The sequence below is a fragment of the Flintibacter sp. genome, assembly GCF_046973065.1.
In genome coordinates, this window is the sequence record NZ_JBKVXZ010000006.1 from 25,103 (window position 1) to 46,571 (window position 21,469).

The following is a 21,469-nucleotide window of genomic DNA, read 5'->3' on the forward strand; positions in this document are numbered from 1 at the left end:
CAGAATTATTCCACCGTTACATCGGCGGTGGTGCCCCCCACCAGGGCGATGAGGTCCGCGGGGTTGAGCTGCACCTGGTAGCCGATCTTCCCGGCGGACACCATGATGGTATCGATAATCTCCGCCGTCTCGTGGAACACGGTGGGATACTGCTTCTTCATCCCCACCGGGGAACAGCCCCCGTGGACGTAGCCGGTGAGGGGCAGCAGTTCCTTCTGGTGGAGCATGGCAATGGACTTCTCCCCCACCGCCTTAGCCGCCTTTTTCAGGTCCAGAGTATCTTCCACAGGGATGTCAAACACATAGATAGCCTTGGAGGCACCCCGGGCCACCAGAGTCTTGAACACACACTCCGGGTCCTGGCCCAGGGAACGGGCTACACTTGCCCCGTCCACCGCCACCCCCTCCTCGTGGGGATAGGTGTGGGGGGTGAAGGGGATGCCCTTCTGCTCCAAAATGCGCATGACGTTGGTCTTTTCTTCTTTCTGCTTTGCCATGGATCTCATTCCTTTTGTTGATATGCTTACGCTCACTGCCCACGCAATTCAATGATCTGATCCCGCAGGGTAGCAGCCAATTCAAACTCCAGCATTTTTGCAGCTTCTTTCATTGCCTTCTCCAGGCGGGCGATCTCGGCGGCCTTCTCCTGCTTGCTCATGGCCTTCACCCGGCCCTGGCGGGTCTGGGAGGGCTCGTCCGCCGGAGCGGAGATCTCCAGCAGGTCCCGCACCGACTTGATGACCGTCTTGGGCACGATGCCGTGCTCCTTGTTGTAGGCGTCCTGCTTTTGGCGGCGGCGTTCCGTCTCGTCGATAGCTCGTCGCATAGAGGGTGTGATAGTATCGGCGTACATGACCACCATGCCCTCAGCGTTTCGGGCGGCACGGCCGATGGTCTGGATGAGGGAGGTCTCGCTGCGCAGGAAGCCCTCCTTGTCCGCGTCCAGAATGGCCACCAGGGACACCTCGGGCAGGTCCAGGCCCTCACGCAGCAGGTTGATACCCACCAGCACGTCGAAGGTACCCAAGCGCAGGTCCCGGATGATCTCCATACGTTCCATGGTGTCCACATCGTGGTGCATATAGCGCACCTTGATGCCGTTGTTCTGCAAGTAATCGGTGAGGTCCTCCGCCATCTTCTTGGTGAGGGTGGTGACCAGTACCCGCTCTTTCCGGGCGGTGCGGGCGTTGATCTCGCCGATGAGGTCGTCGATCTGGCCCTCCACCGGCCGCACCTCGATCTTGGGGTCCAGCAGACCGGTGGGACGAATGACCTGCTCCACGATCTGGCCCGACCGGGTGCGCTCGTACTCGCCGGGGGTAGCAGAGACGTAGATCACCTGGTTGAGCCGCTTTTCAAACTCCTCAAATTTCAGCGGCCGGTTGTCGTAGGCGCAGGGCAGACGGAAGCCGTAGTCCACCAGGGTATTCTTTCGGGCCCGGTCGCCGTTGTACATGGCCCGCACCTGGGGCAGGGTGACGTGGCTCTCGTCGATAAACAGCACAAAGTCCTTGGGGAAGTAGTCCAGCAGAGTATGGGGCGGGGAGCCCACCGGGCGGCCCTCAATGACCCGGGAGTAGTTCTCAATGCCGGAGCAGTAGCCCAGCTCCTGCATCATCTCTACGTCGTACATGGTGCGCTGCTTGATGCGCTGGGCCTCGATGAGCTTGCCCTCCTTCTCAAAGTAGGCCACCCGCTCCTCCAGCTCCTTATAGATCTCCTGGACAGCAGCGTCCATCTTCTCCTTGGGAGTGACATAGTGGGTGGCGGGCCAGATGGGGATATGGCTGAGTTTGCGGATGGGGGAGCCGGTGACCACGTTGATTTCCGAGATGCGGTCGATTTCATCCCCAAAAAACTCCACCCGGATGGCGGTGTCCTTCCAGTAGGCGGGCCACACCTCCACCGTGTCCCCCCGCACCCGGAACATGTTGCGCTCAAAGGCAATGTCGTTGCGCTCGTAGCGGATGGAGACTAACCGTTTTAAAAACTCGTCCCGCTCCAGGATATCTCCCACCCGGAGGGAGACCATCATCTTGGCAAAGTCCTCCGGCTCGCCCAGGCCGTAGATGCAGGACACGGAGGAGACCACGATCACGTCCCGCCGCTCCAGCAGGGAGGCGGTGGCAGAGAGCCGCAGGCGGTCAATTTCCTCGTTGATGGCAGAGTCCTTCTCGATAAAGGTATCGGTGTGGGGGATATAGGCCTCGGGCTGGTAGTAGTCGTAGTAGGAGACGAAATATTCCACCGCGTTGTTGGGGAAAAACTCCTTAAACTCGGCGCACAGCTGGGCGGCCAGGGTCTTGTTGTGGGCCAGCACCAGGGTGGGCCGCTGGACCTGCTCAATGATCTTGGCCATGGTGAAGGTCTTGCCCGAACCGGTAACGCCCAGCAGGGTCTGCTCATCCAGGCCCATCTCGATGCCCTGGGACAGGGCCTCAATGGCCTGAGGCTGGTCACCCGACGGGGTGTACTCAGAAACCACTTCAAATTTCGGCATGTCGTCCCCTCCTCTGCCCGATGTCTCGTCCTATCATTATATCAGAACTAATGTTCTACGGCAACCAAAACTTGCGCCTCTCCCCTAGTTTTCCGGGAGAGGCGCAAATCTTACACAAATTTCAGTCCCCGCAGCTTTCGGCTCTCGCCCATGGATACCATGTCTCCGTCCACAAAGACCAGGTGGTCCACCAGCTCAATGCCGATGGGAGCCAGAATGGCCCGCAGGGTATCGGTGGTCAGCCAGTCGGCCTGGGATGGGATGGCCAGGTTGCTCACGTGGTTGTGGGCCACATAGACCCGGGCGGCCCGCAGGCCCATGGCCTCCTCGGCAATGCGCCGGGCGTTCATCTCGGCCATTTCGATGCTGCCCTCGGCCACCTTCCGCACGCCCAGCACCTGGCGCTTGCCGTCCAGGCACAGAACGTACACCATCTCGTTCCGGGCCCCGAAGAAGTAGGGCTCCAGCCAGGGGTAAGCGTCGTCGGCGCTGTTGATGATGTCGCTGAGCCGGGTGCGGCTGGCCTGATAGCGGCCCAACAGGGCGGGCAGCATCCGCAGTAGCACGGCCGTGTGCTCCCCAACGCCCTTTACCTTGCGCAGCTCCTCCACCGACGCATCCAGCACACCGGACAGAGAGCCGAACTGCTCAATCAGGTCATGGGCCAGGCCGTTTACATCCCCCTGAGGGATAGAGTAGAAGAGCAGCAGCTCCAGCACTCGGTGGTCGGGCCAGCCCTCGATGCCCCGGGCCAGAAATTCCGCTTTCATCCGCTGACGGTGACCGGTATGACTGGCCATGAGGAATCGCTCCTTTCTCTCTAAAAACGCTTACTTCTTTGCGCCGTACTGCTCCAGATAAGCCTCCATCCAAAACGCGGGCGATCCCTGCGGGGATCGCCCGCGTTTTCCGGGGGGCACCAGTTCCCCCCGGAGGCCCCCCTCCGCTCTCCGAGGGGGACGATAAGATTTTTTCTTAGCCCTTCGCTCCGTACTGCTCCAGATAAGCTTCCATCTTGGCCTTCATCTCGTCGTCGATGTAGACCTTGCCGTCCACGGGGTTATTGTGGAGGAAGTCGATGACCTCACGCACGGTGACGATGGGGAAGACCTGGATGCCGTAGTCCTCACGCAGCTCGTCCAGGGTGGAGCAGTCACGGGTACCCCGCTCCATGCGGTCCACCGAGACAAACAGGGCCTTCATGTTCACGTTGGCCACGTGCTTAAAGAGCTCAATGGACTCCCGCACAGCAGTGCCGGCGGTGACCACGTCCTCGATGATGGCCACGTTGTCCCCGTCCTGGGGCTTGTAGCCCACCATGGAGCCGCCCTCGCCGTGGTCCTTGGCCTCCTTGCGGTTGAAGCAGTAGGGCAGGTCCCGGTCATAGTTGCGGTACAGGGAGGCGGCGGCGGACACCGCCAGAGGGATGCCCTTGTAGGCGGGGCCAAACAGGCAGGTGATGCCCTCGGGCATGTGCTCCTGGATGCAGGCGGCGTAGTAGTCGCCCAGCTTGGCAGCCTGGGCGCCGGTCTTATAGTTGCCGGTGTTGACAAAGTAGGGGGTCTTGCGGCCGGACTTGGTGGTAAAGTCCCCGAAGGTCAGCACGCCGGAGCGCACCATAAAGGTAATAAATTCTTCCCGATAAGTCATCGTTGTTCCCTCACAGTTCTTTTTTCTATTTGACAGGGCGCAGCGCCCATGAGAAATCATTGTATTATACCACTTAATGCCCCGTCAGACAAGGAATTCTACCCTGTTTTTTCCTCCTTCTCGCCTCTCAGGTTCTCTCCCTTTACGGACCCGCGGCTTCCTGCTATAATGGAATCAAATCCATCTCCATACCCTTTGGGGAGAAAGGAACCGCGGTATGCCGAAAACATTGACCCGTATGTACGCTGCCCTATCCAAAGCCATAGGCTTTCTTCCGTCAGTTCCCCGGAATCTGCTGGTCACTCTTCTGTTTTTGTGCATCGCCTATGTGGTCAGCAGCATCCTGCTGGGCCATACCGGCGCGGAAAATAACTCCGCTCTGGTTTTTGTGCTGGCGGTGGTCTGTATCTCCTCCCTGACCGACGGCTACGCATACGGCATTGCCGCCTCTCTGGTGGGCGGATTTTGTATCAACTACTACTTCATGTTCCCCTACCGGGTCTTCTCCCTGAGCTACGCGGGCTACCCGGTGGCCATGGTGAGCATGGTGGCCATCTCCTCGGTGGTGTGCGCCCTCACCTCCCGAGTAAAGCTCCAGGCCATTGAGGCCATCAAGCGGGAACAGAACACCAAAACGCTCTACGAGCTCAATGCCCGCCTCAACGAGGAGAAAAACGCCATCCAGCTGGAGGCCGACCGGGAGGCCATCCGGGGCAACATCCTGCGTGCGGTGTCCCACGACCTGCGCACCCCCCTCACCGCTATTTCCGGCGCCGCCACTGTATTGCTCTCCGCCGACGAGGTCAAAAACTCGGAGAAAAATCTCTCCCTGGTCCAGGACATCAAAAGCGACGCCGACTCCCTCATTGCCATGGTGGAAAACCTGCTGTCTATTACAAAAATCCGGGACGGCGTGATGCCTCTCAACAAGCAGGAGGAGATGCTGGAGGAGGTGGCCGGCGACGCCCTGCTCACCATCCGCCGCCGCTTCCCCGCCTACCACATCTCCCTGGAGCTGTCGGAGGATATTCTCTATCTCCCCATGGAGCCCATGCTCATCAAACAGGTGATGGTCAACCTGCTGGAAAACGCCATCCGCCATTCCGGCGACCACGACCACATCCGCCTGCACCTGTTCCGCCAGGATGACTGGGCGGTGGTGGAGGTGCGGGACCGGGGAAAGGGCATCTCCCCAGAGGTGCGCCAGGCGGTGCAGTCGGGCCGTCCCCTGTCCGCCCGGCTCTCCGACGACTCGTCCCGGGGAATGGGTATCGGACTTTCTGTGTGTCAAAGCATCATCAAAGCCCACAACGGCTTCTTTGCCGCCGGCAACGACCCGGAGGGCGGAGCAGTCTTCCGTTTTGGCCTGCCACTGGAGGAAACCAACGATGAATGAAAAACGTGTGATCCTCGTCATCGAGGATGAAAAGACTATCAGCAACTTTATCTGCCGCGCCCTCACCGCCAACGACTACAAGGCCATCCCCGCCTTCAGCGGCAAGGAGGGCCTGTCCCTGTTCTTCTCCCACGGCCCTGACCTCATCCTGCTGGATCTGGGTCTGCCCGACATGGACGGCATGGACATTCTGAAGGAGGTCAGCGGCCTGCCTCAGGAGACCCCTGTCATCATCATCTCTGCCCGAGACCGGGAGTCGGAGAAGGTGAAGGCTCTGGACATGGGGGCAGATGACTACATCGTAAAGCCCTTCGGCGTCTCCGAGCTGCTGGCCCGCATCCGCACCACTCTGCGCCGCAGTGACCGGCTCAAGCTGTCCCAGGGCTCCCAGAAGGACGTGTACCATATCAAGGACCTGACGGTGGACATCGCTAAGCACCAGGTGCTGCTGGACGGAGAGGAGATTCACTTCACCCAGAACGAGTTCAAGATCCTGGAGCTTTTGTGCATCCATGCGGGCAAGGTCCTCACCTATGATTTCATTCTGGAGCATGTCTGGGGCCCCTACGGCGGCACCAGCAATCAGATCCTCCGGGTGAACATGGCCAACATCCGCCGCAAGCTCAAGGAGAATCCCTCCGACCCCAAATATGTCCTCACCGAGCTGGGCATCGGCTACCGGATGCTGGAAGATTGACTCTCTTATACACTGCTTTGGGCCCCGGCGCACGCTCTGCGCCGGGGCCCTTTACAACATTTTAACAGCAGAAATTCTTACATTAACGCCGCGTTTATCTCCCGGAGTCTATAATGGACTTTGTTGAACGGGTCCCCTTCCGGCCCGTCAACCGGCTTTACATAGCCAGCGTCTGAGGGTCCCTCACTTCCCTTCAGACGTCCCCCATCCAGGCGTGTGTGCCGGCGGTTTTCTTCTCTCTCCAAAACCCGGCCGGCCAAGTCCTCCACGCCCGGCATCCATCCGCGGCCCTCTTTCCGCCAAAAGAGGGCCGCCTTTTTTTGCAAAAAGCGGCCCTTCGTCTCTGCTAAGGCGGCAGCAGTACCTGGCGCAGCCGGTCCACGGCCCGGCGCTCCAGCCGGGAGATCTGCACCTGGGACACCCCAAGCACCCGGGCGGTGTTGGTCTGGGTGAGCCCCTTGTAGTAGCGCAGCAGCAGCACCTCCCGCTCCCGCTCCGGCAGCTGCTCCAGCGCTCCCCGCAGGGCGATGCGCTCCACCAGCCCCTCCTCCATACCGCCGGCACTGAGCACCCCCTCCAGGGTCAGCCCGCCCTCTCCCGTTTCGGCCTGGAGGGAGACCACCGGGTCGGCGGCGGTCTCGGCGGCAGCGATTTCCTCCGGGGTCAGTCCGGTCGCCTGGGCCAGTTCGGACAGGGCGGGCTCCCGCCCCAGGGTGCTCCACAGCTGGCTGCGCGCCCCCCGGATGAGAGCTCCCTGCTCCTTGAGTCCCCGGCTCACCTTCACCGCCCCGTCATCCCGCAAAAAGCGTCGAATTTCCCCGGCAATCTTGGGCACCGCGTAGGTGGAAAACTGGGTGCCGAAGGCAGGGTCAAAGCCCCGCACCGCCTTCAAAAACCCCAGGCAACCCAGTTGGTACAGGTCGTCCGGCTCTACCCCCCGGCCGTAGTAGCGCCGCACCACCGACCAGATGAGGCCGTTATTTTCCTCCAACACCTGTTCACAGGCCCGGTTGTCCCCTTCCCGGGCGGCCTGCAGCAGTTCCGGTGCGGTGGCCGTGCCGCTCATCGCCCCAGACGGCGGGCGATCTGCCGCCGCATAGTGACGGTGGTCCCCTTCCCTGGGGTGGAGCGCACCCGCAGCGTATCCATAAAGCTCTCCATGATGGTAAAGCCCATGCCGGAGCGCTCCTCGCTGCCGGTAGTGAACAGAGGGGTACGGGCCTGCTCCACGTCGGCGATGCCCACCCCCCAGTCCTTCACCACGATCTCCAGCTCATTGCCCGCCCGGAAGCGCAGCTTCTTGACTATTTTCCCCAACCGGTCGGGGTAGGCGTGGACAATGGCGTTGGTCACCGCCTCGCTGACGGCGGTCTTGATGTCGTTGATCTCCTCCAGAGTGGGGTCCAGCTGAGCGGCAAAGCAGGCCGCCGCCGTGCGGGCAAACCCCTCGTTGGCCGAGCGGCTGGAGAACTCCAGGGTCACGTAATTTTCCACCTTCATATGTATCCCCTCTTTCATTGGAAGCGAACGAGCTTGTTCAGGCCCGCGGTATCAAACACTCTCTGCGCCTGCTGAGGGGTATGGACCACCGTCATGGTGCCCTGGATCTGGGCCATGCGGCGGCTGGCCCGCAGCAAAACCGCGATGCCCGAGCTGTCGGTAAAGGTCAGGCCCCCCAGGTCCAGGGTCAGGGTGCGGGGCAGAGCCGCGTCGATCTGCCGGTCCAGCTCCTCCATGACCTCCTTGGCTCGGTGGTGATCCAGCTCGCCGGTGACGGCGGCGGTCAGGTGCCGTCCCTCTTCTGTACAGGTCACTGCCATGGTATTCTCTCCTCTCCCCTCCCGCCGGGCGGGGCAAAATCAAAGCGTCCGCGGCCTTTCAGCCGGGACGCTTCCGATTATAGGGCATGTCCCCCGTCACATTCCCCTGTATTCTGTCGCCCCGGGACGGGCAGCGTATTTTTTCCACCGTTTCGGGCAGGCTGTGGAAACAGCGGTTTACAAATTTCGCTCCGGGCGGTATGATGAAAAGGAATCCGCCGCCCCCGCGGCCCCGGGAGGTCCTACCGTGTCCAAACAGATCCATCTCACCTCCGGCCCCATCACCAGCCAGCTCATCCGGCTGTGTCTGCCTCTGCTGGCGGCCAATGTGCTCCAGCAGCTGTACAACATCATCAACTCCCTCATCGTGCGCCACTACATCGGCGGCGATGCCTTTGCGGCTCTTGGTGTGGCCGAGAGCGTGATGAACCTGTTCATCTATGTCATTACCGGAGCCTGCATGGGCGCATCCGTGCTGGTGGCCCGGTTCTTCGGGGAGCGCAACTTTCCCCGCCTGCGCCGGCAGCTGTTTGTCTCCGGCGTGCTCATTGGCGGCACCACCCTGGTGGCCGTCACCCTGACCCAGCTGTTCCTGCCCCAGCTGCTCCGGCTCATTTCCACCCCGGATGAGCTGATGGCGGACACCACCGCCTATCTGCGGGTCATTCTGGTGGGCATGCTCTTTACCTTCGCCTATAACTACCTTGCCTCCACCCTGCGGGCCATCGGCAACACCAAGGCGGCCCTGTACTTCCTCTTGGCCTCCCTGGGGTACAATCTCCTTGCCGCCTGGATCCTGGTGGCCCAAATGAAGCTGGGCATTGTAGGCACTGCCCTGGCCACCTCCAGCGCCCAGCTGCTCTCCGCCCTGCTGTGCCTTGCCTACATGCGCAAAAAGCTCTCCTTCCTGCGCATCCGAAAAACGGACATGCAGCTGGAGCCCATGCTCATGCGGCTGACCACCAGCTATGCCGCGGTGGCCGCCCTCCAGCAGTCCAGCCTGTACCTGGGCAAGCTGATGATCCAGAGCGCGGTCAACGGCATCAGTACCGACGCCATTTCCGCCTTTACCGCCACCACCCGGGTGGAAAACTTCACCCAGGCCTTCGGTATCAGCGCCTGTGAGGCCATCGCCATTTTTGTGGCCCAGAACCAGGGAGCCAAGCAGTACCGACGGGCCAACCGGGGATTTCTCCAGGGCTTTGCCATCACTACCGCCATCGGTCTTGGCTTCTCCCTGTTGCTGGGCTTCTTTGCCCAGCCCATGGTGTCCCTGTTTTTGGGGGACGACCTGCAGAGCATCCCCCTGGGCGTCTCCTATCTCCAGCTTATGGCCTGGTTCTACTTCCTCTCCTTCATCGGCCACTCCTATGTGGGCCACTACCGCGGCATCGGCCGCATGAACATCACCTTCTTCGGCACCACCTTACAGATCGTGGTGCGGGTGATCGGCACCTATCTGCTGGTAGGCGCTATGGGATTGGACGCGGTGGCCCTGTCCACCGGCCTTGGCTGGGTGGTCATTGTCCTCTTCCACTCCACCGTTTACCTGCTGGAGCGGCGAGGCATCGGCTATCACCTGTCCAGCGAGGACGGTCCTCCTCCCAAACAGGCATAAAAAATCGGCGAACCAAACTTGGTTCGCCGATTTTTTATTCTGTTTATTAAGAATGTTCTTCTGGTTTCACCCAGAAGCGAAACGCAGTTTCGCGCCAAAGTTCTTTTGCCTACTTTTCTTTCAAGAAAAGTAGGTTAAGAAAGCGAAAAAGAGCCGCGCACCAGGACCTTCACCGTGCTGTCGCCGGCGGTGATGTAGTGGTCGGTCATGGTGGCCATGTACAGGTGATTCTGTACCAGGGCGCCGCCGTGATTGAGGTTCTCCCCGGTGGTGGTATCCACCAGAGCGGGATTCACCGCCGCGCCGGCCGTGGCGCTGCCCACTCGGAGCATAACCTCCGCTCCCAGGCCCAAATTCATCCGCTGGCCCGCAGACAGGGTGACCACCTGGTAGGAGGCGCTGCCGCCAGTGCCCGACTGGCCCGCCAGCTGCTCAAACTGGGTAGTCAGCTCCTGCGCCTTGGCGTCTGCCTTGTCCTGGGTGGACTTCACCAAATCCGGGAGCACCGTCTGGGTGAGATAGCTCAGGGTGACCAGGGGGTCGTTCTGGTCTCCGGCCGCCAGCGCTCCCGCTCCTGCCGCCAGACAGGTGCCGGCCAGACAGAAGGCAGCCAGGCGGATCTTCCAGGTTCCCATCTTTTTCATTCTGATGTACTCCTTTTATCGTCGCGTTTCCTATGTAAACCGCCCGCAGGCGGTTTCCCTCCCGGTCTACACCATGGTCTCCGGATGGAGTCCAAAGCTGACCGCGATGGCGTTATCTACCTTTTTCATCGCCTTCTCATCCACCTTCCCCATGTGCTCCCGCAGACGGCGCTTATCCAGGGTGCGGATCTGCTCCAGCAGGACGATGGAGTCCTTGGGCAATCCGCAGCTGAGGGCGGAGAGAGGGATATGGGTGGGCAGCTTGGCCTTCCCGGTCTGGGAGGTAATGGCCGCAGCGATGACAGTGGGGCTGTGGCGGTTTCCGGTGTCGTTCTGCACGATGAGCACCGGACGCACGCCGCCCTGCTCACTGCCCACCACCGGGCTGAGATCGGCGTAAAAAATGTCGCCTCGTTTCACACTGTTGTCCACGTACATTCACACTCCGCTGGAAAATAGTACGCGTTACAGGGCCTTCCCGGTCCTTTATGTAACGCTGTACTATGATTCTCCCACGGGGCAGAGGGGATTATACGTCGCTGGGGTCAGAAAATTTTCGCCTCCGCGCCTTCCCTGCCGCAGGCGGACAGCCTGCCGCTCCACACCATCCTATGCCGCCCAAGGGCGGCTGGGCACTCAGGGCAGATAGATCCTGGGAACGCGGGGATTGAGGTCGCAGAGAAGCTCGTAGACAATGGTGCCCGTCAAGTCGGCCGCTTTTTCAGTCAGTTCCGGGCCGTAGACCAGCGCGATGTCGCCCGGCTTCACGTCGGGCAGATCGGTGACGTCCACCATACACATATCCATGCACACCCGGCCCACAATGGGACAGGGAACGCCGTGGATTTCCATAACCATGCGGTTGGACAGGCTGCGGGGATAGCCGTCGCCGTAGCCGATGGGCACCACCGCCAGCTTGGAATCCCGCTTCAAAACGGCAGTTCTGCCGTAGCTGACACAGGTACCGGCAGGCAGCTCTCGCACAGCGGCGATGCGGCTTTTCACCGTCATCACCGGGCGCAAACCCGGGCCGTCCAGCCCCTCCATCTCAGGAGCGGGATAGTAACCGTACAGGGCAATACCGGGGCGCACCATGTCCATATGGGTACAGGGATAGTTTAGCACAGCCCCGCTGGCCCCGCAATGGCAAATTTGAAAGGTAACCCCAATCTTTTCCAAGGTCTGCTTAGCATCCAGAAACTTGGTGAGCTGCCCCATGGTGTACTCCTCGCTGCTGTCGGCGTCGGCAAAATGGGTGAACATTCCCTCCGCCTTCAGGCCGGGCAGCGCGCACAGCCAGGCGATTTCCTGGGCGGTCTGTTCCCCTTGCCAAAGGAAACCCAGGCGGCTCATGCCGGTGTCCAGCTTCACATGGATGGTGAGCGTCTTTCCCGCCGCCACTGCCGCATCCGAGAGAGCCTGTCCGGTGGCCAGGTCCCCCACCGCCTGGGTCACCTGATACTCCAGCAGCATGGGGGCCAGTTCCACAGGAGTGTTGCCAAGGCACAGGATGGGCAGGGTGATCCCCGCCTGGCGCAGCTCCCTGGCCTCGTCCACACAGGCCACCGCCAGCATGTCGGCCCCCAGCTGCTCCAGCTTTTGGGCCACCTGCACCGCCCCATGGCCATAGGCGTTGGCCTTGCACACGCCCAAAAACCGGCAGCCCGCAGGCAGCATGGCGCGCAGAGCCCGGTAGTTATGTTCCAGGGCGGACAGGTCGATCTCCGCCCAGGTTCTCATCTTTGTGGTGTCCATCTTTGATTCCTTCTTTATGTCTTTGTAAATTCCGTGATCTCACAGGTAATGACCCGCCGTCCGTCCTGACTGATCTCCCCACCGGTGAGGGCGTGGGTCTGGGTGTCAAACCACAAGGTCACCTCACGCCCGGTGCCGGCATCCTCCTCCGGGTCGGCGCAGTGTACCTCCAGCACCCCGTCAGCCAGCGTACAACGGTCGATATACTGGGTGCGGGCGGCCTCCACCAGGGTGGGCAGAGCGCTCACCGGGGACAGGCTCTCCCCGTCCAGAAATCCGGTCTCCAGGCTCAGGTCCTCATATTCCAGAGTACCCTTGTCCCCATCCATACGGGCGGTGACCCCGGCGAGCATCCCCGGCTCCCGGATGACCACGGTGGTCTCCTCCCCGTCGCTGGTGACAGACAGGGTAAAGTCATAGACCCGCTGGCCGTAGTCTGCGTTCACCTGAGCCTGGAGAGAGTAACCGGTCATGGCCATATACTCCCCGCGAATGGCTACCGCCAGGGCCTCCGCCCCGGTCTCACCCTCTTGCCCGCCGCCGCAGCCTGTCAGCAGCAGGAACATCATTGGTAGGAAAAGCAGCCGCTTTATCACGCTGTTCCCTCCAAAATGGTTGATTCAGATTTCTGTCTGAGAACACTCCAACAGCACCTGGGGAATGGTGTCCAGCAGGTCGCTGGGGAGCATGGCGTACTCCCCCAGCTTCTGGGCGCACTTGTCCCCCGCCTTTCCGTGGAACCACACCGCCCAGGCAGCCAGCTCCGAGAGGTCCGTGTACTGCCCTACCAAATGCTTCTGCCCCCACAGGGCGGCGATCATACCGGACAGCACATCCCCCGAGCCTCCCTTGGCCATGCCCGGGTTGCCGGTCCCGCAGATCCAACACTGGCCGGAAGGGGCGGCGGTCACCGTTCCGTGGCCTTTCAGTACCACGGTACAGTGATGCGCTTTGGCAAAGGAGCGGGCAGCACTCAGCCGGTCCGTCACCGGCAGAGAAGTACCGGTGAGCCGTGCATACTCCCCGGCGTGGGGGGTAAGGACGGTGGGGGCGGAGCGTTTGTCCAGAATATCTATATGCCCCACCAAGGCATTTATGCCATCGGCGTCCAGCACCACAGGGATGTCCAGGTCCTCCAACAGGGCGCGCACCAGCTTCTCGGTCTTGGGGTGGCGGCCCAGGCCGGGTCCGATGAGAGCCACATCACAGCCCCTTGCCTTCTCCAGAATTTCTTCGTACTTCTCCGGCAGAGGGAAGGGCATAGCCTCGTCACACTTGACAGCCAAGATGTGGTAGATCTCACGGGGCACACCCAAAAAGACCAGTCCCGCTCCCGTGCGCAGGGCTGCCCGGGCGGCCAGGTTGGGCGCGCCGGTGTAGCCCTCGCTGCCCGCCAAAAGAAACAGCTTGCCAAAGTCCCCCTTGTGGCCGTCCACCGGGCGGCGGGGAAGATTGCGGCACACGTCGCCGGGCATGGCCCAGCTTTGCTCCGGAGCGCGCCAAATCTGACGGTTGAGCAGCTCCCAAGGGATGCCAATATCAACAGCCTGAACCTCTCCGGCCCGGCCCGCGCCGGCGTCCAGATAGAGGCCAGGCTTGGCACAGGTGAAGGTGACGGTCACCTTGGCCTGGACCGCGTCCCCCAGAATTTCTCCTGTGTCCCCGTATACCCCGGAGGGCAGGTCGCAGGAGACCACCGGGGTGTGCATCCGGTTGAGCCACTGCACCAGAGTCAAAAATTCCCCCGCCAGTGGGCGCTGAAGCCCCACCCCGAACAGGGCGTCCACAAAGCAGTCGCAGGTGGACATCCAGACGGTGGTGCGCTGGTCATTGAGATCCAGGGATTCCAGCTCGCCACCGGCCTCTCTCAACTTTTCCTCCATGGCCCGCTCGTCCTGCGTCATCTTTGCCCGGTCTCCCACCAGAAAGGTGCGGACCCGGTATCCTGCCTCCAGCAAGATCCGGGCAGCGGCCACGCCGTCTCCTCCGTTGTTGCCCGGTCCGCAGAAAATACCGATGCGCTGGGTAGGATCGGTGTTTTTGGACTCCACAATAGAGCGCAGCTCTTTCATCTCTCGCTGCTCCTCCGCCGTGGGCTCCTCCCCTGTTTTCACCATAAAGCACACGGAGGTGGCCTCTCCCAGGACACCCTTTTTTCTTTCAGGCCGTTTGACCTCTCCAACCAGATTCATCACCGTCTGGGCTACCGCCTGGGCGGCGTTCTCCATCAGCTCCAGGGATGGAATGCCCCGCTCCTCAATGGCAATGCGGTCCAGTTCCTTCATCTGTGCCGTGCTGGCCAGAATCTCCATGCTGCCGCGCTCCTTTCTCCCGGGACGTTTTTGCACATTGTACCACGTTTCTGTGGATAAAAAAAGTGGGACGCCCTGGGCGTCCCACAAAATATTTACTTCAAAAATCCGTTGACGATCTGCTCCTCGGCTTCCTTCTCGGTGAGTCCCAGGGTCATCAGCTTGATGAGCTGCTCACCGGCGATCTTGCCGATGGCGGCCTCGTGGATGAGCTCGGCGTCCACACAGTTGGCGGTCACCTCGGGGATGGCGGCCACCACGCCGTTGTCCATGATGATGGCGTCGCACTCGGAGTGGCCGTGGCACTTGGCGTTGCCGTTGATGCGGGCCAGGAACACCTGCTTGGAGTCCTCCCGGGCCACGGAGCGGGAGATGACGTTGGTGTGGCAGTCTTCACCGTTCAGGTCCACGGTAAAGTCGGACTTGGCCAGCTGCTTGCCGTGGGTCATTACCTTCTCCTTGATGATCAGCGTGGAGCGGGGACCCAGGGTGGCCTTGGTGGTGCGGACGGTGGAGTCCACGCCCTTGATCTGGGTGGTCTCCATCTCCATGTAGCTGCCCTCGTCCATCTCCACCACGGTGGTGGGGTTCATGATGTTCTCGCCCATGCCGTCGCCCTCGCCGTAGTGGCGCTCCACGTAGCGCACCCGGGCGTTCTTGCCCACGTAGAAGGTGTGGATGCCGGAGTGCTCGGAGTTCTGCACGCCGCAGTTGTGGATGCCGCAGCCGGCCACGATGGTAACGTCGCAGTCCTCGCCGATGAAGAAGTCATTATACACCGTCTCCTGCAGGCCGCTCTGGCTGAGCACCACGGGGATGTGCACGCTCTCGTTCTTGGTGCCGGGCTTAATGATGATGTCGATGCCGTCCTTGTCCTCTTTGGAGACGATATCGATGTTGGCGGTGGTGTTTCGGGCGGCCTTCTGGCCGTTGGCCCGGATATTGTAGGCCCCTTCGGGCACTTCGTGCAGATCAGCTACCTGCTCCAGCAGGCTCTTTTGAATTGCGTCCATAACTTGTCCCTCCTCAGCCTTTGCTCACTTTACCTTGTCGCTCAGGGCGCTGCACACGCCGGGGGCAGCCCCCAGCAGCTCGGGCAGGATCTCGTCCCGGGTGCCCTGGGAACGCACCTGGCCGTCGGCCAGCACAATGATGCGGTCGGCAATGTTCAGGATGCGCTCCTGGTGGGAGATGATGAGAATGGAGCCGTTGATCTTCTCATGCAGGTGCTCAAAGACCTGGATGAGGTTGGAGAAGGACCACAGGTCGATGCCCGCCTCCGGCTCGTCAAAGACGGACAGCTTGGTGCCCCGGGCCATGATCATGGCGATCTCAATGCGCTTGAGCTCGCCGCCGGACAGGGAGCCGTCCACCTCACGGTCAATGTAGTCCTTGGCGCACAGGCCCACCTCGGAGAGGTAGTTGCAGGCCTCAGGCACGCCGATATTCTTGCCGCTGGCCAGGGTGATGAGGTCCTTTACCGTCAGGCCCTTGAAGCGCACCGGCTGCTGGAAGGCAAAGCTGATGCCCCGCTGGGCCCGCTGGGTAATGTCCAGGTCGGTGATGTCCTCCCCGTCCAGCAGGATGCGGCCGGCGGTGGGCTTATAGATGCCGGCGATGATCTTAGCCATGGTGGACTTACCGCCCCCGTTGGGGCCGGTGATGGCCACAAAGCGCTCGTCGATGGTCAAATTGATATCCCGCAGGATGCCCTTGTTGTCGCCGTCCTGCTCGACGTCATAGCTGATGTGCTGTAACTCTAGCATGGGGTTGTCCCTCCGTTATCCTCTTCCGGCCCCACAGCCGGTGTTGTACATTCAGTTTGCCCGCCGGGGGAGATCCTTAGCAGGCAGTCTTTTTATTTTACCACTCTCCCGGTGGTTTGTCTATTGATTCCAGGGGCTGATCCCCTCTTTTTACGCTTTTTTCAACCGCGGGGGGCTGTTTCCCTTGGAGTGGTTTCTATTATATCCCTAAAAACCTACCTTGTAAATAGGTTTTTAAGATTTTGTTTTTCCCAGCTCTACTCCGGGAAAGGGGGTTGCTTTTTCCCTTTTTTTGTGATATAAAAGTCCATAGTCGAAATGCGAAGAACGGGAAAATAGGGTGTTTTCTTCTGTCAGAGAGGGCGGGTCACCGGCTGAAAGCCTGCCTGGGAAGCTTCCCCTTGGTTCGCCCGGGAGCGGCCCCCGAGAGGGGGACGGTGGTTCCGCCGTTACGGGAAATGAAGTGCGTGTCCAAGGACGCGAATGCGGGTGGTACCGCGGAAGGGTTGCCTTTCGTCCCAATTGATTGGGATGAAAGGCTTTTTTGTTTTCTTTTTCGGAGGCACACAATGTTTACGCGACGGATCTGTTCCCTGTTTGCATGCTCTGCAGTGGCCCTGCTGCTCCTGGTTTTCTGCACCGGCGACAGCGCCCTCTCCGGCAACGGTCAGGCCCTGCCCATCCTCATGTACCACGATGTGGTAGAGGACGGTCAGCCCTATAACACCTGGACGGTGACGGCGGGGCGGTTTCGGCAGGACCTGCAGTGGCTGAAGGACCACGGCTATGCCTGCGTGCTCCCCCGGGAGCTGGCAAGGGGCCACCTTCCCAGAGGGAAGGCGGTGCTCATTACCTTCGATGACGGCTACGAGAGCAACTACCGCCTGGCCTTTCCCATATTAAAGGAGTTTGGAGACAAGGCGGCCATCGCCCTGGTTACCAAATCGGTGGACCAGGGGGAGCCCGGATTTCTCACCTGGGACATGTGCCGGGAGATGGAGGCGTCGGGTCTGGTGGAGTTTGGCTCCCACACCTATGATCTGCACCACGACCAGCCCCGGGGCATCCGGCGCGCGCCGGGCGAGACCCGGGAGGCCTATGACCAGCGAGTGCTCCCTGACCTGGAGACCAGTGTGGATCTGATCCAGAAGAATCTGAACACAAAGGTTCTCTACTTCGCCTATCCCTACGGCCAAAAGGAGCCATGGTCCAGCGACTTTCTCCAAAAGCGCTTTGCTATGACGGTGACCACTAAATATGGCCGGGCCAATCTCTCCGGCGGGCGGTACGACCTGCCCCGGTACACCATCAGCATGGAGGAATCGGTGGCCCACCATCTGGGCGGAACGCCCTGAGATCGTTTTCTCTGTGGAACGGCGCTTTGCCGTCCCCATTTCATCCAAAAAAGGAGTTATGAACCATGAAAGAACAGTTAGCCAACATTCGCGCCCAGGCGCTTGCCGCCTTTGAGGGCGCCCAGTCCACTGCCGAGCTGGACAGCCTGCGCGTCCAGTACCTGGGCAAGAAGGGCGAGCTCACCGCGGTGCTGAAGATGATGGGCAAGCTCTCCGCCGAGGAGCGCCCCGCCATGGGCCAGCTGGCCAACGAGGTCCGCGCCGCCCTGGAGCAGGCTCTGGAGGCCAAGGGCAAGGAACTGGAAGCCAAGGCCCTGGAGGACCGTCTGAAGGCCGAGGCCCTGGACGTCACCGTTCCCGGCAAGGCCGTGAAGGAGGGCCACCGCCACCCCATGTATATCGCTCTGGATGAGATCAAGGAGATCTTCATCGGCATGGGCTTCACCGTGCTGGACGGCCCCGAGGTGGAGCTGGCCGAGCTCAACTTCGACCGCCTCAACGCCGAGGAGGGCCACCCCTCCCGTGACTGGTCCGACACCTTCTACTTTGACGAGGACAGCCGGGTGATGCTCCGCTCCCAGACCTCCCCCATGCAGGTCCGGGCCATGGACACCATGCAGCTGCCCATCCGCATCATCGCCCCCGGCCGCGTCTACCGTAAGGACGAGGTGGACGCCACCCACTCCCCCATGTTCCACCAGGTGGAGGGCATGGTCATCGACAAGAACGTCACCATGGCCGACCTGAAGGGCACCCTGAACACCGTGGTAGAGAAGCTCTACGGCGAGGGCACCAAGACCCGTTTCCGTCCCCACCACTTCCCCTTCACCGAGCCCTCCTGCGAGATGGACGTACAGTGCCACAAGTGCGGCGGCGTGGGCTGCCCCACCTGTAAGGGCGAGGGCTGGATCGAGCTGCTGGGCGCGGGTATGATCCATCCCCGGGTGCTGGAGATGAGCGGCATCGACCCCAACGAGTACTCTGGCTGGGCTTTCGGCATCGGCCTGGAGCGTACCGCTATGCGCCGCTTCAAAATCGCCGACCTGCGTCTCATCTTCGAGAACGACGTACGGTTCCTGGAGCAGTTCTGAGTTTGCGATCTGCTGCCAGCGGGCGCATAGAATGCGCCTCCACAAAACAAAACAAGGGAGTTTTCATATATGAATTTATCGCGTAAGTGGCTCAGCGAGTTCGTCCCCGTTGAGGCCAATGATAAGGAATTTGCCGAGGCCATGACTCTGTCTGGCTCCAAGGTGGAGGTCACCTACGATCTGGGCGCTGAGATTTCCAACGTGCTGGTGGGCCGCGTGCTGGAGATGGCCCGCCACGAGAACAGCGACCACATGTGGGTCTGCCAGATCGACGTGGGCCAGGCAGAGCCTGTCCAGATCGTCACCGGCGCCTGGAACGTCCATGTGGGCGATCTGGTGCCTGTTGCCATGCACAAGTCCACCCTCCCCGGCGGCAAGAAGATCGAGAAGGGCAAGCTGCGCGGCGTGGTGTCCAACGGCATGCTGTGCGGTCTCAGCGAGCTGGGCCTGGACGAGCGTGACTTCCCCTACGCCGTCATTACCCCTGCCGCCATTCTGGGCGACTACAAGCCTCTGGACAAGGAGAAGCCCTCTATCCCCGCTGACATTCAGCCCGGCCACAAGATCTACGGCCCTGTGGTGGCCGCCAAGGTGGCCGCCATCGCTGTCACCGGCTACTCCGCCTATGAGGTGACTCTGGACACCGGCGACGGCTCCTGCACTGCTTCCACCACCTGCCCCAACCTTCACGATGGGGACCTGGTGGCCTACAACACCAAGGCCAATGCCATCTGCACTTTGGAGGACCTCCACGCCCAGCAGGCCGAGTTCCCTCACTGCATCCCCGACGGCATCTTTATCCTCAACGAGGACTGCAAGCCCGGCGACGACCTCAAGCCCGTCATCGGTGCGGACGACCACGTGGTGGAGTTTGAGATCACCCCCAACCGCCCTGACTGTCTCTCCGTGATCGGTCTGGCCCGTGAGGCCGCCGCCACCTTCAACGCCCCCCTCACCCTCCACGATCCCGTGGTTAAGGGCGGCGCGGACGGCAATCTGATGGAGCTACTGGACGTGGAGACCCCCGCTTCCGACCTGTGCCAGCGCTACACCGCCCGGATGGTGCGCAACGTAAAGATCGCCCCCTCCCCCAAGTGGATGCGGGAGCGTCTGCGCTCCATGGGTGTGCGTCCCATCAACAACATCGTGGACATTACCAACTACGTCATGCTGGAGTACGGCCAGCCCATGCACGCCTTTGACTACCGCTATGTGAAGGGCGGCAAGATCATTGTGCGCCGGGCCAAGGAGGGCGAGGAGCTCACCACCCTGGACGGCCAGGTGCGCAAGCTCACCGCCAATCACCTGGTCATCGCCGACGAGACCCGGGCCGTAGGCCTGGCGGGCATCATGGGCGGCGAGAACAGCGAGATCGTCTCCGACACCGTGGACGTGGTCTTCGAGTCTGCCTGCTTCGACGGCACCTGCATCCGCAAGGGCGCCCTGGCTCTGGGCATGCGTACCGAGGCTTCCGCCAAGTTTGAGAAGGGCCTGGACCCCCTGAACACCCTGCCCGCTGTCAACCGCGCCTGCGAGCTGGTGGAGATGCTGGGGGCCGGCGAGGTGCTGGACGGCACCATCGACATTCTCAACTACGTGCCCCAGCCCCGCGTTCTCAAGCTGGAGCCTGAGAAGATCAACGCCCTGCTGGGCACCGACATCGGTGAGGCCGAGATGGTCTCCATCCTCAAGAAGCTGGACTTCCAGGTGGAGGGCGATCAGGTGACCGTGCCCTCCTGGCGCGGCGACGTCATCGGCATGGCCGACCTGGCGGAAGAGGTGGCCCGTTTCCACGGCTACAACAACATTCCCACCACCCTCATGCGCGGTCAGACCACCCTGGGCGGCTTCTCCGAGGAGGAGAAGCTGGAGCGTCAGCTGGGCTCTGTGTGCCGCTCCATGGGCTTTGATGAGATCATCACCTACTCCTTCATTTCCCCCACCTGCTACGATAAGATCCGCTGGGCCGCCGACGATGCCCGCCGGGAGTCCTTCAAGATCCTCAACCCCCTGGGCGAGGACACCTCCATCATGCGTACCACCGTCCTGCCCTCCATGCTGGAGATCCTGACCCGGAACTACAACTACCGCAATCAGAACGTGCGCCTCTACGAGGTGGGACGCATCTACCTGCCCGGCGGCGAGGACGGCCTGGCCGTGGAGAACAAGATCCTGTCCATGGGTGCCTACGGCGAGGATATGGACTTCTACACCCTGAAGGGCTGCGTGGAGGCCATTCTGAAGGACCTGCGGGCCTCCGACGTCCGCTTTGTGGTGCCCAGTGAGACCAATCCCTCCTATCATCCCGGCCGTGTGGCGGATGTCTACGTGGGTGATCGCCGCATCGGCGTAATGGGGCAGGTCCACCCCCTGGTGGCTCAGAACTACGGCGTGGACGCTCAGTTCTACTGCGCCGAGCTGGAGCTCAAGGAACTGATGGCCGCCAAGGGCGCCGATCCCGAGTACGTCCCCCTGCCCAAGTTCCCCGCCGTCACCCGGGACATCGCCGTGGTGTGCGACGAGGCCGTCACGGTGGGCGCGCTGGAGGACTGCATCCGCAAGGGCGCCAAGGGTCTGCTGAAGGACTGCAAGCTCTTCGACATCTACCGCGGCAAGGGCGTGGACGAGGGCAAGAAGTCCGTAGCCTTCAGCCTGGTGCTCCGCGCCGACGACCGTTCTCTCACTAGTGAAGAGGCTGACGAAGACGTGAAGAGCATCCTGGCTGCCCTGGAGAAGGACCTGGGTGCCATCCTCCGCTAACCCCGCTTTCTTGAAAGAAAGCTTGGCAAAGAACTTTGTGCGAAACTTCGTTTCGCCTCTGCGCCCGTAGGGTAGTCGGGTAGGAAAATCCCCGTTCTCCTCGCC

At 61.4% G+C, this 21,469-nt stretch carries 20 protein-coding genes; 6 read left to right on the forward strand and 14 right to left on the reverse strand.

Annotation, left to right across the window (positions count from 1 at the left end; all coding sequences use genetic code 11):
- Positions 1 to 5 precede the first annotated feature (5 nt).
- The 4 genes from ybaK to pyrE all read right to left on the reverse strand — a co-directional run bounded on the left by ybaK (position 6) and on the right by pyrE (position 4,150).
- On the reverse strand, positions 6 to 497 hold the full coding sequence (ybaK, locus tag ACLTXB_RS04010; protein ID WP_008981692.1) for a Cys-tRNA(Pro) deacylase: 492 nt from the start codon (positions 495 to 497) through the stop codon (positions 6 to 8).
- A 32-nt stretch (positions 498 to 529) separates the two neighbouring features.
- Complete coding sequence (gene uvrB / locus ACLTXB_RS04015; protein WP_235395755.1) at positions 530 to 2,500, reverse strand: excinuclease ABC subunit UvrB; 1,971 nt, start codon at positions 2,498 to 2,500, stop codon at positions 530 to 532.
- A 110-nt stretch (positions 2,501 to 2,610) separates the two neighbouring features.
- Entirely contained in the window at positions 2,611 to 3,300 is a 690-nt protein-coding gene (locus ACLTXB_RS04020; protein ID WP_235395753.1) for a JAB domain-containing protein, read from the reverse strand.
- A gap of 175 nt (positions 3,301 to 3,475) precedes the next feature.
- Positions 3,476 to 4,150, reverse strand: a complete 675-nt coding sequence (pyrE, locus tag ACLTXB_RS04025) for an orotate phosphoribosyltransferase (protein WP_008981689.1) — start codon at positions 4,148 to 4,150, stop codon at positions 3,476 to 3,478.
- A 217-nt stretch (positions 4,151 to 4,367) separates the two neighbouring features.
- Between pyrE and ACLTXB_RS04030 the strand changes: the two genes are divergently transcribed.
- Positions 4,368 to 5,546: a sensor histidine kinase gene (locus ACLTXB_RS04030; RefSeq protein WP_008981688.1), complete on the forward strand. Its 1,179-nt coding sequence runs from the start codon at positions 4,368 to 4,370 to the stop codon at positions 5,544 to 5,546.
- Positions 5,539 to 6,243, forward strand: a complete 705-nt coding sequence (locus ACLTXB_RS04035; RefSeq protein WP_020989903.1) for a response regulator transcription factor — start codon at positions 5,539 to 5,541, stop codon at positions 6,241 to 6,243. Before ACLTXB_RS04030 ends, ACLTXB_RS04035 begins: the two co-directional genes overlap by 8 nt.
- A gap of 346 nt (positions 6,244 to 6,589) precedes the next feature.
- On the opposite strand, the gene ACLTXB_RS04040 is transcribed toward ACLTXB_RS04035, so the two are convergent.
- Genes ACLTXB_RS04040 through ACLTXB_RS04050 form a run of 3 tightly spaced genes read right to left on the reverse strand, consistent with a single transcriptional unit; the run spans position 6,590 to position 8,063 of the window.
- On the reverse strand, positions 6,590 to 7,309 hold the full coding sequence (locus ACLTXB_RS04040; RefSeq protein WP_110440010.1) for a sigma-70 family RNA polymerase sigma factor: 720 nt from the start codon (positions 7,307 to 7,309) through the stop codon (positions 6,590 to 6,592).
- Positions 7,306 to 7,743 (reverse strand): anti-sigma F factor, encoded by a 438-nt coding sequence (spoIIAB, locus tag ACLTXB_RS04045; protein WP_428226127.1) that lies wholly within the window; start codon positions 7,741 to 7,743, stop codon positions 7,306 to 7,308. The genes ACLTXB_RS04040 and spoIIAB overlap by 4 nt, the downstream gene beginning before the upstream one ends.
- Before the next feature lie 14 nt (positions 7,744 to 7,757).
- Complete coding sequence (locus ACLTXB_RS04050) at positions 7,758 to 8,063, reverse strand: STAS domain-containing protein (RefSeq protein ID WP_008981684.1); 306 nt, start codon at positions 8,061 to 8,063, stop codon at positions 7,758 to 7,760.
- Positions 8,064 to 8,310: 247 nt separating this feature from the next.
- Between ACLTXB_RS04050 and ACLTXB_RS04055 the strand changes: the two genes are divergently transcribed.
- Positions 8,311 to 9,681, forward strand: a complete 1,371-nt coding sequence (locus tag ACLTXB_RS04055) for an MATE family efflux transporter (RefSeq protein WP_428226128.1) — start codon at positions 8,311 to 8,313, stop codon at positions 9,679 to 9,681.
- A gap of 134 nt (positions 9,682 to 9,815) precedes the next feature.
- Here ACLTXB_RS04055 and ACLTXB_RS04060 read toward each other — a convergent pair whose 3' ends face one another.
- The 7 genes from ACLTXB_RS04060 to ACLTXB_RS04090 all read right to left on the reverse strand — a co-directional run bounded on the left by ACLTXB_RS04060 (position 9,816) and on the right by ACLTXB_RS04090 (position 16,158).
- Entirely contained in the window at positions 9,816 to 10,325 is a 510-nt protein-coding gene (locus ACLTXB_RS04060) for a hypothetical protein (protein WP_428226129.1), read from the reverse strand.
- A gap of 66 nt (positions 10,326 to 10,391) precedes the next feature.
- On the reverse strand, positions 10,392 to 10,763 hold the full coding sequence (locus ACLTXB_RS04065; RefSeq protein ID WP_020989901.1) for a type II toxin-antitoxin system PemK/MazF family toxin: 372 nt from the start codon (positions 10,761 to 10,763) through the stop codon (positions 10,392 to 10,394).
- Positions 10,764 to 10,961: 198 nt separating this feature from the next.
- Positions 10,962 to 12,080, reverse strand: a complete 1,119-nt coding sequence (alr, locus tag ACLTXB_RS04070) for an alanine racemase (protein ID WP_428226130.1) — start codon at positions 12,078 to 12,080, stop codon at positions 10,962 to 10,964.
- 14 nt (positions 12,081 to 12,094) lie between these two features.
- Positions 12,095 to 12,676: a hypothetical protein gene (locus tag ACLTXB_RS04075; protein WP_428226131.1), complete on the reverse strand. Its 582-nt coding sequence runs from the start codon at positions 12,674 to 12,676 to the stop codon at positions 12,095 to 12,097.
- Between the two features lie 24 nt (positions 12,677 to 12,700).
- Positions 12,701 to 14,392, reverse strand: a complete 1,692-nt coding sequence (locus tag ACLTXB_RS04080) for an NAD(P)H-hydrate dehydratase (protein WP_428226132.1) — start codon at positions 14,390 to 14,392, stop codon at positions 12,701 to 12,703.
- Between the two features lie 95 nt (positions 14,393 to 14,487).
- The gene (locus tag ACLTXB_RS04085; protein WP_235395735.1) at positions 14,488 to 15,405 is read right to left on the reverse strand and encodes a SufB/SufD family protein; all 918 of its coding nucleotides are present in this window, start codon (positions 15,403 to 15,405) and stop codon (positions 14,488 to 14,490) included.
- 24 nt (positions 15,406 to 15,429) lie between these two features.
- Positions 15,430 to 16,158, reverse strand: coding sequence for an ABC transporter ATP-binding protein (locus ACLTXB_RS04090; protein ID WP_428226133.1), 729 nt, complete (start codon positions 16,156 to 16,158; stop codon positions 15,430 to 15,432).
- A 569-nt stretch (positions 16,159 to 16,727) separates the two neighbouring features.
- On the opposite strand from ACLTXB_RS04090, the gene ACLTXB_RS04095 reads away from it, so the two are divergent.
- From ACLTXB_RS04095 to pheT, 3 genes are all read left to right on the forward strand, one after another.
- On the forward strand, positions 16,728 to 17,513 hold the full coding sequence (locus tag ACLTXB_RS04095) for a polysaccharide deacetylase family protein (RefSeq protein ID WP_428226134.1): 786 nt from the start codon (positions 16,728 to 16,730) through the stop codon (positions 17,511 to 17,513).
- A 65-nt stretch (positions 17,514 to 17,578) separates the two neighbouring features.
- A complete protein-coding gene (gene pheS / locus ACLTXB_RS04100; protein WP_110440003.1) occupies positions 17,579 to 18,604 on the forward strand; it encodes a phenylalanine--tRNA ligase subunit alpha in 1,026 nt (341 codons plus the stop codon).
- A 69-nt stretch (positions 18,605 to 18,673) separates the two neighbouring features.
- On the forward strand, positions 18,674 to 21,364 hold the full coding sequence (pheT, locus tag ACLTXB_RS04105; protein ID WP_428226135.1) for a phenylalanine--tRNA ligase subunit beta: 2,691 nt from the start codon (positions 18,674 to 18,676) through the stop codon (positions 21,362 to 21,364).
- Positions 21,365 to 21,469 lie beyond the last annotated feature (105 nt).

Excerpts from the sequence above, each read along its gene's own strand:
- ybaK (WP_008981692.1), bottom strand. The coding sequence starts at position 497 with ATGGCAAAGCAGAAAGAAGAAAAGACCAACGTCATGCGCATTTTGGAG.
- uvrB (WP_235395755.1), bottom strand. The coding sequence starts at position 2,500 with ATGCCGAAATTTGAAGTGGTTTCTGAGTACACCCCGTCGGGTGACCAG.
- ACLTXB_RS04020 (WP_235395753.1), bottom strand. The coding sequence starts at position 3,300 with ATGGCCAGTCATACCGGTCACCGTCAGCGGATGAAAGCGGAATTTCTG.
- pyrE (WP_008981689.1), bottom strand. The coding sequence starts at position 4,150 with ATGACTTATCGGGAAGAATTTATTACCTTTATGGTGCGCTCCGGCGTG.
- ACLTXB_RS04030 (WP_008981688.1), top strand. The coding sequence starts at position 4,368 with ATGCCGAAAACATTGACCCGTATGTACGCTGCCCTATCCAAAGCCATA.
- ACLTXB_RS04035 (WP_020989903.1), top strand. The coding sequence starts at position 5,539 with ATGAATGAAAAACGTGTGATCCTCGTCATCGAGGATGAAAAGACTATC.
- ACLTXB_RS04040 (WP_110440010.1), bottom strand. The coding sequence starts at position 7,309 with ATGAGCGGCACGGCCACCGCACCGGAACTGCTGCAGGCCGCCCGGGAA.
- spoIIAB (WP_428226127.1), bottom strand. The coding sequence starts at position 7,743 with ATGAAGGTGGAAAATTACGTGACCCTGGAGTTCTCCAGCCGCTCGGCC.
- ACLTXB_RS04050 (WP_008981684.1), bottom strand. The coding sequence starts at position 8,063 with ATGGCAGTGACCTGTACAGAAGAGGGACGGCACCTGACCGCCGCCGTC.
- ACLTXB_RS04060 (WP_428226129.1), bottom strand. The coding sequence starts at position 10,325 with ATGAAAAAGATGGGAACCTGGAAGATCCGCCTGGCTGCCTTCTGTCTG.
- ACLTXB_RS04065 (WP_020989901.1), bottom strand. The coding sequence starts at position 10,763 with ATGTACGTGGACAACAGTGTGAAACGAGGCGACATTTTTTACGCCGAT.
- alr (WP_428226130.1), bottom strand. The coding sequence starts at position 12,080 with ATGGACACCACAAAGATGAGAACCTGGGCGGAGATCGACCTGTCCGCC.
- ACLTXB_RS04080 (WP_428226132.1), bottom strand. The coding sequence starts at position 14,392 with ATGGAGATTCTGGCCAGCACGGCACAGATGAAGGAACTGGACCGCATT.
- ACLTXB_RS04085 (WP_235395735.1), bottom strand. The coding sequence starts at position 15,405 with ATGGACGCAATTCAAAAGAGCCTGCTGGAGCAGGTAGCTGATCTGCAC.
- ACLTXB_RS04090 (WP_428226133.1), bottom strand. The coding sequence starts at position 16,158 with ATGCTAGAGTTACAGCACATCAGCTATGACGTCGAGCAGGACGGCGAC.
- ACLTXB_RS04095 (WP_428226134.1), top strand. The coding sequence starts at position 16,728 with ATGTTTACGCGACGGATCTGTTCCCTGTTTGCATGCTCTGCAGTGGCC.
- pheS (WP_110440003.1), top strand. The coding sequence starts at position 17,579 with ATGAAAGAACAGTTAGCCAACATTCGCGCCCAGGCGCTTGCCGCCTTT.
- pheT (WP_428226135.1), top strand. The coding sequence starts at position 18,674 with ATGAATTTATCGCGTAAGTGGCTCAGCGAGTTCGTCCCCGTTGAGGCC.